A 15,370-nucleotide genomic window follows, 5' to 3' on the forward strand; every position below is an offset into this window, starting at 1 on the left:
CTTGCTCGCGAAGGCGCAGTGTCAGTCAATACATCATCAACTGACAGACTGCATTCGCGAGCAAGCCCGCTCACACATTGGTATTGCGGTGTTGTCAGGCTTTTTGCCAGACCTTGGGTTTGAAGAAAAGCGTCTCACCCCGCGCCAGCCCGGTCAGGCTGTCGTGGTCTTTCACCACTTCTGCCTCAATCAGTTCGCTCTGGCCTTCGACCTTCAGGGTTACCCGCGTGGTGGCGCCCAATGGACGAATGTCGCGCACTTGAGCCGCATGGTGATCTTCCAGCTCATGCCGCGACAGCGACACTTCGTGAGGGCGGAACAGCACGTGCTTGTCTTCACCCAGGTGCAGACGGTTGGAATCCCCGAGGAAGTGATAGACGAAATCGCTGGCCGGGTTTTCGTAGACTTCCCCCGGTGAACCGATCTGCTCGATCACACCCTTGTTCATCACTACGATGCGGTCGGCGACTTCCATGGCCTCCTCCTGGTCGTGGGTCACAAACACGGACGTCAAGTTGATGTCTTCGTGCAGGCGCGCCAGCCAGCGGCGCAGCTCTTTACGCACTTTGGCGTCGAGGGCGCCGAAGGGTTCGTCGAGCAACAGCACTTTGGGTTCGACCGCCAGGGCGCGGGCCAGGGCGATACGCTGGCGTTGGCCGCCGGAGAGCTGTTCCGGGTAGCGATCCGATAGCCAGTCCAGCTGCACCATGTTCAGCAGTTCATGCACCTTGACCGCGATCTGGCTTTCATTCGGGCGCTGGTTCTTTGGCTTCATGCGCAGGCCGAAAGCCACGTTGTCGAACACGGTCATGTGGCGGAACAGCGCGTAGTGCTGGAACACAAAGCCGACGTTGCGATCGCGTACGTCGTGGCCGGACACGTCTTCACCGTGGAACACAATGCTGCCGTCATCCGGTGTTTCGAGCCCTGCGATGATGCGCAGCAAGGTGGTCTTGCCGCAGCCGGACGGGCCGAGCAACGCCACCAGCTCGCCACTCTGGATGTCCAGATTGATGCGGCTCAGGGCCTTGAAGGCGTTGAAGTTCTTGCTGACATTACGGACTTCGATCGACATGACTTATTCCTCACCGGCGCTGTTGCGCAGGCGGTTGATACGGTTCTCGCTCCACTGCTTGAGCAGCAGGATGAAGAGCGCCAGGATCAGCAACAGGCTCGCGACGGCAAACGCGGCGACATGGTTGTATTCGTTGTAGAGGATCTCGACATGCAATGGCAGGGTGCTGGTAACGCCGCGAATGTGGCCGGACACCACCGACACCGCGCCGAACTCACCCATGGCCCGCGCAGTACACAGCACCACGCCGTAGATCAGGCCCCATTTGATGTTTGGCACGGTCACATGCCAGAACATCTGCCAGCCATTGGCGCCCAGCAGGCGCGCGGCCTCTTCTTCCTGGGTGCCCTGCTCCTGCATCAGCGGGATCAGTTCACGGGCCACGAAGGGTACGGTGACAAAGATGGTTGCCAGCACGATGCCGGGCAAGGCGAACACGATCTGGATGTCATGCTCTTGCAGCCACGGGCCAAAGAAACCCTGCGCGCCGAACATCAGCACGTAGACCAGACCCGCGATCACTGGCGACACCGAGAACGGTAAGTCGATCAGCGTGACCAGGATGCTCTTGCCACGGAACGAGTATTTGCTCACGCACCACGCCGCGCTGACGCCGAACACCAGGTTGAGCGGCACCGAGATCGCCACGGCGATCACCGTGAGCTTCAGTGCCGACAGCGCGTCTGGCTCAAGGATCGCGGTGAAAAACGCACCGAGGCCGTTCTTCAAACCCTGGGTCACCACGATCAACAGCGGCAACAACAGGAACAACACGAATACCAGCCAGCCAAGGCCGATCAAGATACGTCGCGACGTTGCGCTGCCACGGCGGGCTGCATTGGCCGAGGACGCCGCGGAAATAGACGATTGGGACATGTTCGGCGCCTCCTTATGGACGTTCGATGCGCCGCTGCAACAAGTTGATCAGCAGCAGCAATACAAAGGAAACCACCAGCATCAGCACGCCGATGGACGTGGCGCCGCGGTAGTCATATTGGTCGAGCTTGACCATGATCAGCAGCGGCAGGATCTCGGTTTTCATCGGCATGTTGCCAGCGATGAAAATCACCGAACCGTACTCACCCACGCCACGCGCGAACGCCAGGGCAAAACCGGTCAGCCAGGCCGGCAGCAATGCCGGCACGAGGATGTAGCGGAACACCTGCAACGGTTTGGCGCCCAGGCAGGCGGCGGCCTCTTCGATTTCCCGGGGGATATCGGCGAGCACCGGCTGCACCGTGCGTACTACGAACGGCAAGGTGACAAAGGTCAGCGCCAGGGTGATGCCCAACGGGGTATAGGCGATCTTGAAGCCCAGGTCGGCGGCGAACTGGCCGACGAAGCCGTTCGGCGTGTACAACGCGGTCAGCGCGATACCGGCTACAGCGGTGGGCAAGGCGAACGGCAGGTCGATCATCGCATCGATGATCTTGCGGCCCGGGAAGGTGTAGCGCACCAGCACCCAGGCCAGCAGCGTGCCGATCACGCCATTGATCAGCGCAGCGTAGAGCGCGGTGCTGAAGCTCAGCTGCAACGCCGCCAGCACGCGCGGTGCGGAGATGATGGCCCAGAACTGATCCCAGGTGAGTTGTGCAGCGTGTACAAACATCGCCCCGAGGGGAATGAGTACGATCAGGCTGAGGTACACCACGGTGTAGCCCAGCGTCAGCCCGAAGCCGGGTATGACGGGGGAGATACGACGCGACATAAGAGTCCTTGGTTAACGAGTAGTATCGAGCAGAAAGCGAGCTTATGTGGGAGCCGGGCTTGCCCGCGATGCAGGCACCTCGGTGTGTCAGTGACGCCGCAGTGACGCTATCGCAGCGGTCCTACAAGCCAGCGCCCACACAAGATCGCTTCTACATGACTTGTTTACTGCGCCGTGTAGATCTGGTCGAACACGCCACCGTCGTTAAAGAATTTCGGTTGGGCAGTTTTCCAGCCACCGAAGTCTTTGTCGATCGTCACCAGGTCCAGTTTCGGGAACTGCTGGGCGTATTTGGCGGCCACTTTTGCATCGCGTGGGCGGTAGAAGTTCTTGGCTGCAATCTCCTGGCCAGCCGGGCTGTACAGGTGTTTGAGGTATTCAGTGGCGATTTCGGTGTTGCCCTTTTTCTCGGTGTTCTTGTCAACCACGGCCACTGGCGGCTCCGCGAGAATCGACAGCGAAGGCACGACGATATCGAACGTGTCAGCGCCGCCGGTTTCTTTAAGGGCCAGGAACGCCTCGTTTTCCCAGGCCAGCAACACGTCACCCTGACCGTTGTTGACGAAGGTGATGGTCGAACCACGCGCGCCGGTGTCCAGCACAGGCACGTGTTTGAACAGCTCTTTCACGTACTCCTGGGCCTTGGCTTCGCTGCCGCCGGTTTTCAGACCGTAGGCCCAGGCGGCGAGGAAGTTCCAGCGTGCGCCGCCGGAGGTTTTCGGGTTTGGGGTGATCACGGACACCTCTTTCTTGATCAGGTCGCCCCAATCCTTGATGCCTTTAGGGTTGCCCTTGCGCACCAGGAACACGATGGTCGAGGTGTACGGGGTGCTGGCGTCCGGCAGGCGGGTCTGCCAGTTTTCCGGGAGGCTCTTGCCCAGTTTTGCGATTTCGTCGATGTCACCGGCCAGGGCCAGGGTCACTACGTCGGCGCGCAGGCCGTCGATCACGGCACGCCCTTGTTTGCCCGAACCACCGTGGGATTGCTGGATCTTGACGTTGTCGCCGGGGTGGGACTGTTTCCAGAAACGGGTGAACTCAGCGTTGTAGTCCTGGTACAGCTCACGGGTAGGGTCGTACGAGACGTTGAGCAACTCGTAGTCCTTGGCAACCGCGGAACCTGCAAACACGGCACTGGCCAGGGCGGCCAGGACATGACGGCGAATCGACGACATAGAAGCTCCTGAAATTCTGGGGTGTTGGCTTTTTCTTATAATTGCGGGTCTATCGCCGTTCTTGCTTAGCTCGGTTTGTTACCCGGATTCTGCAGACGGAATTTTTCTTTGCGTTCGATCTGTACCACTTGCGCGTTGTGCACAGTGATTTCCACCGCGCCAAACCGCAGATCGCGCAGGGCGCTCTGGATCTCACGCAAAATGGCTGCTTCGTCCTGGCCGTCGACGCTACGTAGAGATGCGCTCATGGTCTCGCTCCTGAAATGAATAGTGCCTCGCAGTGGCGGCACTGCTTGCGGCATGAGGGCGATAGTAGATAAGCGCGGATATTCTTAAAAATACTATTTGAGAATGTTTATATAACCAGAAATAATTTTCTGGTGGGGCGTGGGGTTGCGCGTTGATTTCATTGATCAACGCCGAAATCAAGTCGCAAGCAGAGTCAAATATGGGAGCGAGCAAGTCGAATCGTCGCACCGCCGCTCCCACCTTTTGACCGTACTTCAAGCACGGATGGTGGGTGCTTTCGACCAATCAATTTCCTGCGCCGGCATCGGCCTGCCAAACCAATACCCCTGCCCCAGATCGCATTCCTGCTCCAACAAAAACCGCGCCTGCTCCACCTGCTCGATCCCTTCGGCCTGCACCTGCATGCCCATGCTTTTCGCCAGCGCAATCACCACCCGCACAATCGCTGCATCGTCCTCATCCCACGGCAACCCAGCGACAAACCCTTGGTCGATCTTGAGCTTCTGCACAGGCAGGCGCTTGAGCCGCAGAAGCGACGAGTAACCGGTACCAAAATCATCGATGGCCAGGCGCAAGCCCAGTTCGCGCAGGCGGTGTAGTTGTTCCAGGGCGACTTCGGGGTCGTCCATCACTGCGCTTTCGGTCACTTCAAGCTCAAGGAAACCGGGGTCGAGGCCCGTGTCGTGCAGCACTTGGGCGACCTGCTCGTACAGTTCGCGCCGCGCAAACAACCGGCTGGAAACGTTGACGGCGATAAAGCTCAACGGCACCCCATCGGCCAGCCATTGGCACATCTGCCGGCAAGCCTGGTCCATGACCCAAGCGTCGATATCGGCAATCAACCCGGTGCGCTCGGCAATCGGGATAAATTCCCCCGGCGGCACCAGGCCACGCTCCGGGTGCTGCCAGCGCACCAGTGCCTCGACGCCTATCAGGCGACTACCGTGCAGCTCATGCACCGGCTGGTAATAAACGCGCAACTCTTGCTGCTCGAGGGCACGACGCAGCTCATTGGCAATTTCCACGCGGTTCTGCGCAAGGGCGGTGAGTTCTTCGGTGTACAACGCGTAGCCTTCGCGGCCGGCGCTCTTGGCCTTGAACAGCGCAGAGTCGGCGTTGCGCAACAGCTGTTCGGCGCTCAGGGCATCGCTGGGAAAGAGGCTGATGCCAACGCTGGCGCTGATAAACAGCTGATGGCCGTCGAAGATGAACGGCTGCTTCATCGCATCGAGGATGCGTTGCGCCAAGGCGGCAGCCTGAACCACCTGTGGACAACTTTCCGCGAGCACCGCGAACTCATCTCCACCCAGGCGCGCCAGGGTCATGCCGGGGCCGAACAACCCCTGCAGCCGTTCGCCCACCTGCTTGAGCAACTGGTCTCCAACATTGTGGCCCAGGCTGTCGTTGATGATTTTGAAGTGATCCAGGTCCAGCAACAGCAGGCCGCAACCGCGCTTGTGGACTTGCGCCGAGGCCAGCGCCTGCTCGGCGCGGTCGGTGAACAGCAGGCGGTTGGGCAGATCAGTCAGGGGGTCGTGGTGCGCGAGGTGGGCCAGTTCGTGCTCGGAATCCTTGATGGCGCTGATATCGGAGAACACTGCGACGTAATGACTGGCGTGGCCTTGGTCATCGTGAATCACACGAATGGTTTGCCACTGTGGATAAATTTCACCGCTCTTGCGCCGGTTCCAGATTTCTCCGCTCCATTCGCCGGTGCTCTCCAGGCTCTGGAACATCTGCTGGTAGAAATTCGACGAATGGCGACCGGACTTGAACAGGCTGGGACGCTGGCCCATGACGTCTTCGCCTTGATAACCAGTGATCGCCATAAAGGCGCGATTGACGTGGACGATCAGCCCCTGGGCGTCGGTGACCAGCACGCCCTCACGGGTACAATCGAACACGGCGGCGGCTTGGCGCAGGCGCTCGCGGTTTTCCTTCAGGGGTTGTTGCAATTCGTGGGCACGGGCAAACCGGGCGTAGATCAGGTAAATCGCCAAGGCGCTGAAGGCCACCCACACATAGCCACTTACTTGCAACCAGTGGTTCAGCTCGCTGGGGTCATCGAGAAACTCGATCAATACCTGCCGAGTGAGGCCTATCCACAGAGTGGAAACCAGCAGGTAAAACAGCCCCGCACGCAGGGCACCTCGGCATGAAAACAGCATACGTTCATCAATCCTTACCCAAAAAAACAGAATCGTCCTACAAAGGCTGGGGATTATAGAATAAGAAACATCCAGTCACTCCTATCTGAAAGAGCGGCTGGTTTTCTGTGTAGGCTTAGTGATAATGCGTAAGCTGTTCTTTTCTTTATCTGAGGGCCATACAGCCTATGTGGTACAACGGTTTTCTTGACTTGTCAGCCTGGCAACTGGTTGCAGTCACCCTGTTGATGACCCACGTGACCATCGTTGGGGTCACGGTCTATCTGCACCGCTATTCAGCCCATCGCTCCCTGGAGCTCAATGCCGGCCTGAAACACTTCTTCCGCTTCTGGCTGTGGCTCACCACGGCGCAGAACACCCGCGAGTGGACTGCCATCCACCGCAAACACCACGCCAAGTGCGAAACCGTCGATGACCCGCACAGCCCGGTCATCAAGGGTTTGTCCACCGTTATGCGCAAAGGTGCCGAGCTGTACCGCGCCGAGGCCGAAAACCCTGAGACCCTGCGCATCTACGGCAAGAACTGCCCGGACGACTGGATCGAACGCAAGGTCTACACCCCTTACCCATTGTTGGGCGTGGCGATCATGGGCGTGATCGACCTGCTGTTGTTTGGCACGATCGGTATCACCATCTGGGCGATCCAGATGATGTGGATTCCGTTCTGGGCCGCCGGGGTGATCAACGGCCTGGGCCATGCCGTGGGCTATCGCAATTTCGAATGCCGTGACGCGGCGACCAACCTGGTGCCGTGGGGCATCATCGTCGGTGGTGAAGAGCTGCATAACAACCACCACACCTACCCCAACTCCGCCAAGTTGTCGGTGAAGAAGTGGGAATTCGACATGGGCTGGGCCTGGATCAAAGTGTTCAGTTTCCTGCGCCTGGCGAAGGTGCAACGCGTTGCGCCAATCGCCCACCGCGTCGAAGGCAAGGGCCACCTGGACATGGACACCGCCATGGCGATCCTCAACAACCGTTTCCAGATCATGGCCCAGTACCGCAAGTTGGTGATCGCCCCGCTCGTCAAGCAGGAGCTGGAAAAAGTCGATCACTCGGTTCGCCACCAATTCCACCGCGCCAAGCGTCTGCTGTCGCGAGAAACCAGCTTGTTGGATGACCGCCACCACCTGCGTATCCAGAGCATGCTGGAACACAGCCAGGCACTTAAAGTGATCTACGAAAAGCGCCTGGCACTGCAGCAGATCTGGCTGAAGACCAGTTCAAATGGCCACGATATGCTGGCAGCTATAAAGGAATGGGTGCATGAAGCTGAGGCCAGCGGCATCCAGTCCCTGCGGGATTTCGCCCACCAATTGAAGACCTATTCGCTGCGTCCTGCGGCGGTCTGACCGTAAGGTGGGAGGGCTTCCCCTCCCACCTTACGGCTTTTTGGCGTCATTTCTCGGACACCGGCAATCGATCCTGTTGACGGAACTTCACTGCAATTCGCCTCTCTCAATGAACACTTCGCCATCATGGTGGCCCTTGTAGTGACCGCTGTTTCAATGTGCGGCGCGCCCAGAGAGAGTTGTGCCGATGGTTCACGAAAAACCCTACTTGTCCGATCCGCCCACCGCTGAACATCCGCGTCCGGCTGCGGCGGCGACCCTCTTGGCGCTGGTGCACGCCCAGGGTGAAGTCGAACGGCTGAGTGAGCGCGAGCAGTTGCTCAGCTCAATGCTGGTGAGCGTGAACGCCGTGCTGTGGGCCATGGACTGGGAAACGCGCCGTGTACTTTATGTGAGCCCGGCCTATGAGCGGGTGTTCGGGCGCTCCGCCGGCCTGCTGCTGGCAGACCATAGGGAGTGGCGCAACAGCATTCACCCCGAAGACCTCGACTACGCCGAACACAGCCTGGCCCGCGTGCTGGGACAAGGCGCCGTGGAAGACCGCGAGTACCGCATCATCACCGCCGACGGGCAAATCCGCTGGTTGAGCGACAAGTGTTACATCAACCAGCAAATCGAACCTGGTGAGCCCTTGATCGTGGTAGGCATAGCCGAAGACATCACCGAAAAGAAACAGATGGCGCTGGAGCTGCACCGTCTCGCCACCACCGACGTGCTGACTCAAAGCAGCAACCGTCGGCACTTCTTCGAATGCGCCAATCAAGCCTTCGACAGTGCCTGCGCGCAAGGCGCGCCGCTGGCGTTCCTGCTGCTGGACATCGATGACTTCAAGGACGTTAACGACACCTACGGGCATCTGGAGGGCGACCAGGTACTGCGGCGCATCGCCGAGAGCGGTCGAGGGGTATTGCGCCGTGGCGATCTGTTCGGACGCATTGGTGGTGAAGAGTTCGCCGCCGTGCTGCCGGGCTGCGCGCCGGAGATGGCGCTGCAAGTGGCCGAACGCCTGGGCAAGGAGATTCAAGCGCTGAGTTTCAGCTACGAAGGCCAGGCGTTCAAGGTAACCATCAGCCAGGGCCTGGCCAGCCTCACCGAGGCAGACTCGACCCTGGACAGCCTGTTCGCCCGCGCCGACGCCGCCATGTACGAGGCCAAGCGCCTGGGCAAGAACCGCGTAATAGCGGGTTAAGCAATCGCATCCCCCTGTGGGAGCTGGCTTACCTGCGATAGCATCACTTCGAACTGCCTGAAGCACCACGCCACCTGCATCGCAGGCAAGCCAGCTGCCACATTGATATGTGTCGCCCGCTAGGCCTTGCGCACCCGCATCAGCTCAGACAAGCCAACTTTGAGCAGCCACGCCGCCTTGCCCTTGGCAAGCGCTTCCAACCCTTCATGCTCGGTCAATCGCGCCATCTGCGCGGCCACATTCATCCAGCACGCTCACTCGGTAATGCTGCGACCTTAGACAATGCCGCGGCCCACTGACAATGAACACGGCCTGAATGCGCTGGAGTGTGCATAAAAAAACCCGCCGAAGCGGGTTTTTTTCTGTCGATCAGGTCAGCGTCCGCTTACAGCTCGGAGAAGCACTCTTCAATGATCGCCAGGCCTTTGTCCAACTGCTCGTCCGGCGAGGTCAGCGGGACCAGTACGCGCAACACGTTGCCATAGGTGCCGCAAGACAGCAGGATCAGGCCCTTGTCACGCGCCTTGGCTACCACGGAAGCAACGGCAGCGGCGTTTGGTTTGTGGCTATCGCCACCTTCAAACAGCTCGACCGCGATCATCGCGCCCAAGGCCCGCACTTCACCGATCACCGGGTACTTGGCCTGGATGGCCTTGAGGCCCGTGACCAAGCGCTCGCCAACCGCTTTGCAGCGGTCCAGCAGGTGCTCTTCTTCAAACACTTCCATCACCGCCAGCGCCGCAGCGCACGCGATCGGGCTACCGGCGTAAGTACCGCCCAGGCCGCCTGGCGCGATGGCGTCCATGTACTCGGCCTTGCCGCACACACCCGCCAGCGGGAAGCCGCCGGCGATGGATTTGGCGAAGGTGGTCAGGTCGGCAGCAACGCCCATCTGTTCCATGGCGAAGAAGGTACCGGTACGACCGGCGCCGGTCTGCACTTCGTCGGCGATCAGCAGGATGCCGTGCTTGTCGCACAGTTCGCGCAGGCGCTTCATGAAGGATTTTGGCGCGACGTAGAAACCGCCTTCGCCCTGCACCGGCTCGATGATGATTGCAGCGATATCACGCGGCTCGGCATCGTTCTTGAAAATGCGCTCGATGCTGGCGATCGAATCGTCGTCGCTCACACCGTGCAGTTCATTCGGGAACAGCGCACGGAACACACCGCCTGGCATCAGGCCCATGCCGGCCGAATAAGGCACGACTTTACCGGTGAGGCCCAGGGTCATCATGGTGCGACCGTGGTAAGCGCCAGTAAAAGCAATCACACCAGCACGGCCAGTGGCGGCGCGGGCGATTTTCACGGCGTTTTCGACGGCTTCGGAACCGGTGGTGACCAGCAGGGTTTTCTTGGCGAAATCACCTGGGACCTTGGCGTTGATTTTTTCGCACAGTTCCACGTAAGGCTCGTAGGCCAGCACCTGGAAACAGGTGTGCGTCAGCTTGTTCAGTTGCGCGGTCACAGCGGCGATGATTTTCGGGTGCACATGGCCGGTGTTCAGCACGGCGATGCCGCCGGCGAAGTCAATGAACTCGCGACCTTCAACGTCGGTTACGGTGGCGTTCTTCGCGGATTCAGCGAAGATCGGGTGAATCTGGCCCACACCGCGGGGTACAGCGGCTTCGCGACGTTTCATCAGGGATGCGTTGGTCTTGCTCATAAAGTCCTCATTCGCCACTCATCGGGTGGCGTGGTCCAAGGAATACGTGGCGGGGAGGCAACTACGGCAGCATGCGATGATCGACTGCCACAGCTTTCCCGGCCACTACGAAGTACGGTATGAAACACGCAAAGGGTCAGCGCTCTCGTGCCCTCTGCGTTTACAGCAATGCCATGCCGGGCTCGTTAGATGCCCAGGCAGAGGTATTTGATTTCCAGGTAATCCTCGATCCCGTACTTGGAACCTTCACGGCCCAGGCCCGAAGCCTTGATGCCGCCGAACGGCGCCACTTCATTGGAGATCAGCCCAGTGTTGACGCCGACCATGCCATATTCCAGAGCTTCAGCCACTCGGAAAACACGGCCCAGGTCACGGGCATAGAAGTAGGAAGCCAGGCCAAATTCGGTGTCGTTGGACATCGCGATCACTTCGGCCTCGTCTTTGAAACGGAACAGCGGCGCCAGTGGGCCGAAGGTTTCTTCCTTCGCGACCGCAGCGTTTTTCGGCACATTGGTAAGGATAGTCGGCTCGAAGAAGTTGCCTTCCATCACCTTGCCGCCAGCCAGCAATGTGGCGCCTTTGCTCAAGGCATCAGCAATGTGTTCCTGAACCTTGGCCACGGCCTTTTCGTCGATCAACGGGCCAGTGGTGGTGCCTTCTTCCAGCCCGTTGCCGATCTTCAACTTGGCCACGGCCGCTTTCAGTTTTTCGGCGAACGCGTCGTACACCGAATCCTGAATGTACAGGCGGTTGGCACAAACGCAGGTCTGGCCGTTGTTGCGGTACTTGGAGATGATCGCGCCTTCGACGGCCTTATCCAGGTCCGCATCGTCGAACACGATGAACGGCGCATTGCCACCCAATTCCAGGGAGACTTTCTTGATGTCCTTGGCGCATTCGGCCATCAACTGGCGACCGATTTCGGTCGAGCCGGTGAAGGACAATTTACGCACGATCGGGTTGCTGGTCAGCTCGCTGCCGATGTCACCCGCACTGCCCGACACCACGCTGAAAACACCCTTTGGGATACCGGCACGCTGCGCCAGCTCAGCCAGGGCGAATGCGGAAAACGGGGTTTGCGACGCCGGCTTGAGGACCATTGTGCAACCGGCGGCCAGCGCCGGGCCGGCTTTGCGGGTGATCATCGCGGCCGGGAAGTTCCAAGGAGTGATGGCGGCGGTCACGCCAATCGGCTGCTTGATAACGATCAGGCGCTTGTCGGGCTGGTGGCCAGGAATCACGTCACCGTAGACGCGCTTGGCTTCTTCGGCGAACCATTCGATAAACGAGGCGGCGTAGACGATTTCGCCCTTGGCTTCGGCCAATGGCTTGCCTTGCTCCAGGGTCATCAGGCGGGCCAGGTCTTCCTGGTTCTCGATGATCAGTTCGAACCAGCGACGCAGCTTGTTCGCGCGGTCCTTGGCGGTCAGTGCACGCCAGGCCGGTAGCGCCTTGTCGGCGGCTTCGATGGCGCGGCGGGTTTCAGCGGCGCCCATCTTTGGCACGGTACCGAGAATCTCGCCCGTGGCAGGGTTGTTGACCTTGATGGTTTGACCGTTGTCCGCATCGACCCAAGCGCCATCGATAAAGGCTTGCTGGCGGAACAACTGGGTATCTTTGAGCTGCATGTCGGCTTTCCTTAACAGCACCGCGCGCACGCGGAGCGAATTAGAGTTGTTGAAAGGCGCCTTGTGGGCTGCCGTCAGGGAAATCAGCCCCAGCGCGCGGAAGAAGTGAAAGAGCGCACGGGAGACAGAGCGTTTGAAATCTCAAACGAATCCTAGGATCAATGGGGGTACAGGGCAATAGGATGTTCGAAAAAAAGAACGAAAACGGCGCATTTGCCGGTTTTTTCTGATCAGCGTAGCTGGGCCAGATTTCATTGCATCGTTCGGTGGCGCCCAGCGCAGGGCCTCTATACCGCAGAGTCCTACACTCAAACGCCCAAAGACCAGCATGGACGCCCAAGGTCGACATGGGTATGATGTCGCCCGCACAAGCATCCGTAGCTCAGCTGGATAGAGTACTGCCCTCCGAAGGCAGGGGTCGTGGGTTCGAATCCCGCCGGGTGCACCATCTTCTTTCCCTTGTATTACAAGGGGATAGCGCTCCTGACAGAAACCTGTCCTAGTCCTGAAAGTCGTTTTTGCCACAAATTTGCCACACTCAAAAGTGGCGGGAATGGTCGAAATGGCAACAATCAGGAATCGCGGCGAGTATCAGTGGGAAGCGCAAATACGCCGTAAGGGCTACCCAGCCCAGCGCAAAACCTTCGAAACCAAAGCCGATGCTCAAGCCTGGGCACGCATGATCGAAAGCGAAATCGACCGGGGTATTTTTGTCTCTCGCGTCGAGGCTGAACGCACCGCCTTTCATCAACTTATTGATCGTTATATCTCTGAGATTGCTCCGAAGCACAAAGGCGTGTATTCGGAAATCAAACGTCTGGAAGCGCTCAAGCGTCATCCATTGGCAACACGTATCGTTGCAACCCTCACCTCTTCAGATTTTGCCCGCTACCGTGACGAGCGCTTGAAAATCCGCAAGGGTAATACGGTGAAGCGTGAGCTGGCTTTGTTTCAATGCGTGATCGAGGTCGCTCGACGTGAGTGGGGAATTCATATGGCAGAGAATCCCGTCAGGATGGTCAGCCGTCCCAGCTACAACGACGAGCGCTCGCGACGCCTTGACCCAATTGAAGAGCAATACATGCTCAGCGCACTAGAGCTTCGTGAGCGCCGAGCGGATGGCACCTACGCCGATGCATCACACAATCCATGGATACGGCCCATCGTCCAATTGGCGATTGAGACAGCGATGCGCCGTGGCGAGATTTTCGAGCTGCGCTGGAGGCATGTGAATCTGGATCGTAGAACCGCGCACCTGCCCGCAACCAAAAACGGCCTGCCCAGAACCGTCCCGCTTTCGCCGAAGGCTATTCAGTTGCTGAAGGACTTGCCGCGTTCGCTGTGCGGGCGGGTCTTCCCCACCACCGCTGATGCGCTCAAGAAGGCCTTTGTACGAGGTCTGGAGCGAGCCAGGCTGAAATACTTGGGAGATTGTGGGATGGCGCAGGTAACACCTCAGGAAGACTTCCTAGTCAATCTGCGCTTTCACGATCTGCGGCATGAGGCGACCTGTCGGCTTGCGACCAAGCTACCGAATCTGATCGAGCTTGCGAGCGTGACGGGGCATCGGGAAGTGAACATGCTGAAGCGATATTACAACATCACGGCCGAAGAGCTGGCTGCCAAGTTGGCTTGATCAGTCGAACTCAAAACCGAACTCAATAGCCATTTCTTTGAACTGGCTATTGGTTTGAGCTCGACTAACGGTAGCAGCACTCCGCTCAAGCGCTTTGGTTCTGTAAGCCGCATTGAACGCACTGATCAAATCTGCTTTCGTGAACGTAAAATTTGTAATTTGCCTCCGGGTCTTTTCCTTCAAACCGCGCACTGCAACTTGCGCAGCCTCTCTGCGGAATGATTCCATGATCAAAAACGCAAAAACGTAATCCTGGATCCAGCCTTCGGAAAGAGCCCAAATCAATATCCTTTGATACGTCGGCCAAGCCATATGCGTTTGACCGCTAACGTATCGCCGCACAGTCCTTCCGTTTTCCGTGCCTATGATGCTTATCAGTTGATCTTCTAGCGAAATTTTTGACATTCTCGACGTACGTAATACAAGCCCGACCAGGTATTGAATCCTGTCCGCAGGCACCCGAACCAAGAAATTTTTACGACCCGACTCGCTATGATTCGTGATTTCAATCGCCATAAAATCCAGGGCTTCATCAGGCGGCACGTCGGGTAAAAGTAGTTGGGGTTGAGTGCTTACGCTCATAAAGTGATATCCCTCTGCCAAAAAGCTGTCCTAGAAGTGAAACGCTTGGTTAGCGAAAACTGGAGTCACTCCAGAGCAATCGAGCGGAACCAAGATGACAGTAGATTACGAAACCATCCTGAAAATCCAGAAGCTTGGAGATGACGTTCTCATTGGTGTCGCGGAGGTAGCAGCGCTGACCGGCTTCAGCTTGCTGACAGTGCGCCAACGAAAACTGCCCGGGCTTGATCCTGTTCCTGGCCTTTCGCGGTTGAGATGGAGGCTGGGTGACTTGAGGCAGTGGATGCGTCACGGGTCGGCGGCGACATCTATACCAGGCTCCCCTCCCACTCAAATAACCGATCGGCGCACGGTCGGACGCCCGACCAAAAAGGCTCAGGTGGAGGGGCGAAAATGAGTAATTTGGAGATATCGGTTGATACCAGTGATCGACAAGGACCAGAGGACCAACTGAATGTTGGCGCCGGCGCCGAATTGACCCAGGTGCCGAGATATCACTGATCCGGGCAGACTCCTCGCGAACCACTACTTTTACTGGATTTGTGTTGACTTGAGGGTGGGTTCATCCCACGTCAGCACGTGGGTCAATTGAGCGTTGGCGTTAATAGACCTGCTGCCCGGCTTCAATGCAGCCCCCACCAATTGGCACCGGCAGAACAGCAAAAACTGGTGCCCCCCTTGCCCCGCTGCTACCTGTGGCCAACGGCGTGTGGTACTGAGCGAAGGCGGGTCGAAACGGCATATGCTGTTGGTACTGGCCTTAAAGCGTTGGGTCTCGCGGTTGGTCTGTAGCCTGACGAGCGAAGCACCCCCCCGTTCGCCGTGACTGCGAACGGTTGCTCGACCGGCTGGACCCGCGCAATCATCTGCCAATCAGCATCTAACTAATCGAGCACAGGACCCGCGACTAGCCTATTGCAATGAGGCGGCGCGGATCACTTGAGC

The 15,370-nt window shown here is 58.6% G+C and carries 12 protein-coding genes, 1 tRNA gene and 1 pseudogene; 4 read left to right on the plus strand and 10 right to left on the minus strand.

Annotated elements, in window-relative coordinates; all coding sequences use genetic code 11:
• Positions 1-94: 94 nt before the first annotated feature.
• From AACY44_RS21970 to dibA, 6 genes are all read right to left on the minus strand, one after another.
• Positions 95-1,075: a sulfate/molybdate ABC transporter ATP-binding protein gene (locus AACY44_RS21970; RefSeq protein ID WP_339419875.1), complete on the minus strand. Its 981-nt coding sequence runs from the start codon at positions 1,073-1,075 to the stop codon at positions 95-97.
• A 3-nt stretch (positions 1,076-1,078) separates the two neighbouring features.
• Positions 1,079-1,951 (minus strand): sulfate ABC transporter permease subunit CysW, encoded by an 873-nt coding sequence (gene cysW, locus AACY44_RS21975; protein ID WP_339531026.1) that lies wholly within the window; start codon positions 1,949-1,951, stop codon positions 1,079-1,081.
• Between the two features lie 13 nt (positions 1,952-1,964).
• The gene (cysT, locus tag AACY44_RS21980) at positions 1,965-2,783 is read right to left on the minus strand and encodes a sulfate ABC transporter permease subunit CysT (protein WP_339419870.1); all 819 of its coding nucleotides are present in this window, start codon (positions 2,781-2,783) and stop codon (positions 1,965-1,967) included.
• A 164-nt stretch (positions 2,784-2,947) separates the two neighbouring features.
• Entirely contained in the window at positions 2,948-3,958 is a 1,011-nt protein-coding gene (locus tag AACY44_RS21985; protein WP_339531028.1) for a sulfate ABC transporter substrate-binding protein, read from the minus strand.
• Between the two features lie 65 nt (positions 3,959-4,023).
• Positions 4,024-4,206 (minus strand): sulfur starvation response protein OscA, encoded by a 183-nt coding sequence (oscA, locus tag AACY44_RS21990; RefSeq protein ID WP_003170956.1) that lies wholly within the window; start codon positions 4,204-4,206, stop codon positions 4,024-4,026.
• Positions 4,207-4,461: 255 nt separating this feature from the next.
• The gene (dibA, locus tag AACY44_RS21995) at positions 4,462-6,375 is read right to left on the minus strand and encodes a phosphodiesterase DibA (protein WP_339427366.1); all 1,914 of its coding nucleotides are present in this window, start codon (positions 6,373-6,375) and stop codon (positions 4,462-4,464) included.
• Positions 6,376-6,542: 167 nt separating this feature from the next.
• On the opposite strand from dibA, the gene desA reads away from it, so the two are divergent.
• Positions 6,543-7,727 (plus strand): delta-9 fatty acid desaturase DesA, encoded by a 1,185-nt coding sequence (gene desA / locus AACY44_RS22000; protein ID WP_065872791.1) that lies wholly within the window; start codon positions 6,543-6,545, stop codon positions 7,725-7,727.
• A 187-nt stretch (positions 7,728-7,914) separates the two neighbouring features.
• Complete coding sequence (locus AACY44_RS22005; protein ID WP_339419867.1) at positions 7,915-8,916, plus strand: GGDEF domain-containing protein; 1,002 nt, start codon at positions 7,915-7,917, stop codon at positions 8,914-8,916.
• A gap of 119 nt (positions 8,917-9,035) precedes the next feature.
• On the opposite strand, the pseudogene AACY44_RS22010 reads toward AACY44_RS22005, so the two are convergent.
• From AACY44_RS22010 to gabD, 3 genes and pseudogenes are all read right to left on the minus strand, one after another.
• Positions 9,036-9,161: pseudogene (locus AACY44_RS22010) on the minus strand (histidine kinase); the annotation flags it as partial.
• 140 nt (positions 9,162-9,301) lie between these two features.
• Positions 9,302-10,579, minus strand: a complete 1,278-nt coding sequence (gene gabT, locus AACY44_RS22015; protein WP_049710644.1) for a 4-aminobutyrate--2-oxoglutarate transaminase — start codon at positions 10,577-10,579, stop codon at positions 9,302-9,304.
• A gap of 185 nt (positions 10,580-10,764) precedes the next feature.
• Positions 10,765-12,207: an NADP-dependent succinate-semialdehyde dehydrogenase gene (gabD, locus tag AACY44_RS22020; protein ID WP_339419866.1), complete on the minus strand. Its 1,443-nt coding sequence runs from the start codon at positions 12,205-12,207 to the stop codon at positions 10,765-10,767.
• 371 nt (positions 12,208-12,578) lie between these two features.
• On the opposite strand from gabD, the gene AACY44_RS22025 reads away from it, so the two are divergent.
• A tRNA-Arg gene (locus AACY44_RS22025) sits at positions 12,579-12,655 on the plus strand.
• 105 nt (positions 12,656-12,760) lie between these two features.
• Entirely contained in the window at positions 12,761-13,843 is a 1,083-nt protein-coding gene (locus AACY44_RS22030; RefSeq protein ID WP_339437370.1) for a site-specific integrase, read from the plus strand.
• On the opposite strand, the gene AACY44_RS22035 is transcribed toward AACY44_RS22030, so the two are convergent.
• Positions 13,844-14,425 (minus strand): hypothetical protein, encoded by a 582-nt coding sequence (locus AACY44_RS22035; RefSeq protein ID WP_339531030.1) that lies wholly within the window; start codon positions 14,423-14,425, stop codon positions 13,844-13,846.
• Positions 14,426-15,370: the final 945 nt, after the last annotated feature.

The sequence above is a fragment of the Pseudomonas sp. RA_15y_Pfl1_P11 genome, from assembly GCF_963970975.1.
GTDB classification, from domain to species: Bacteria; Pseudomonadota; Gammaproteobacteria; order Pseudomonadales; family Pseudomonadaceae; genus Aquipseudomonas; species Aquipseudomonas tritici.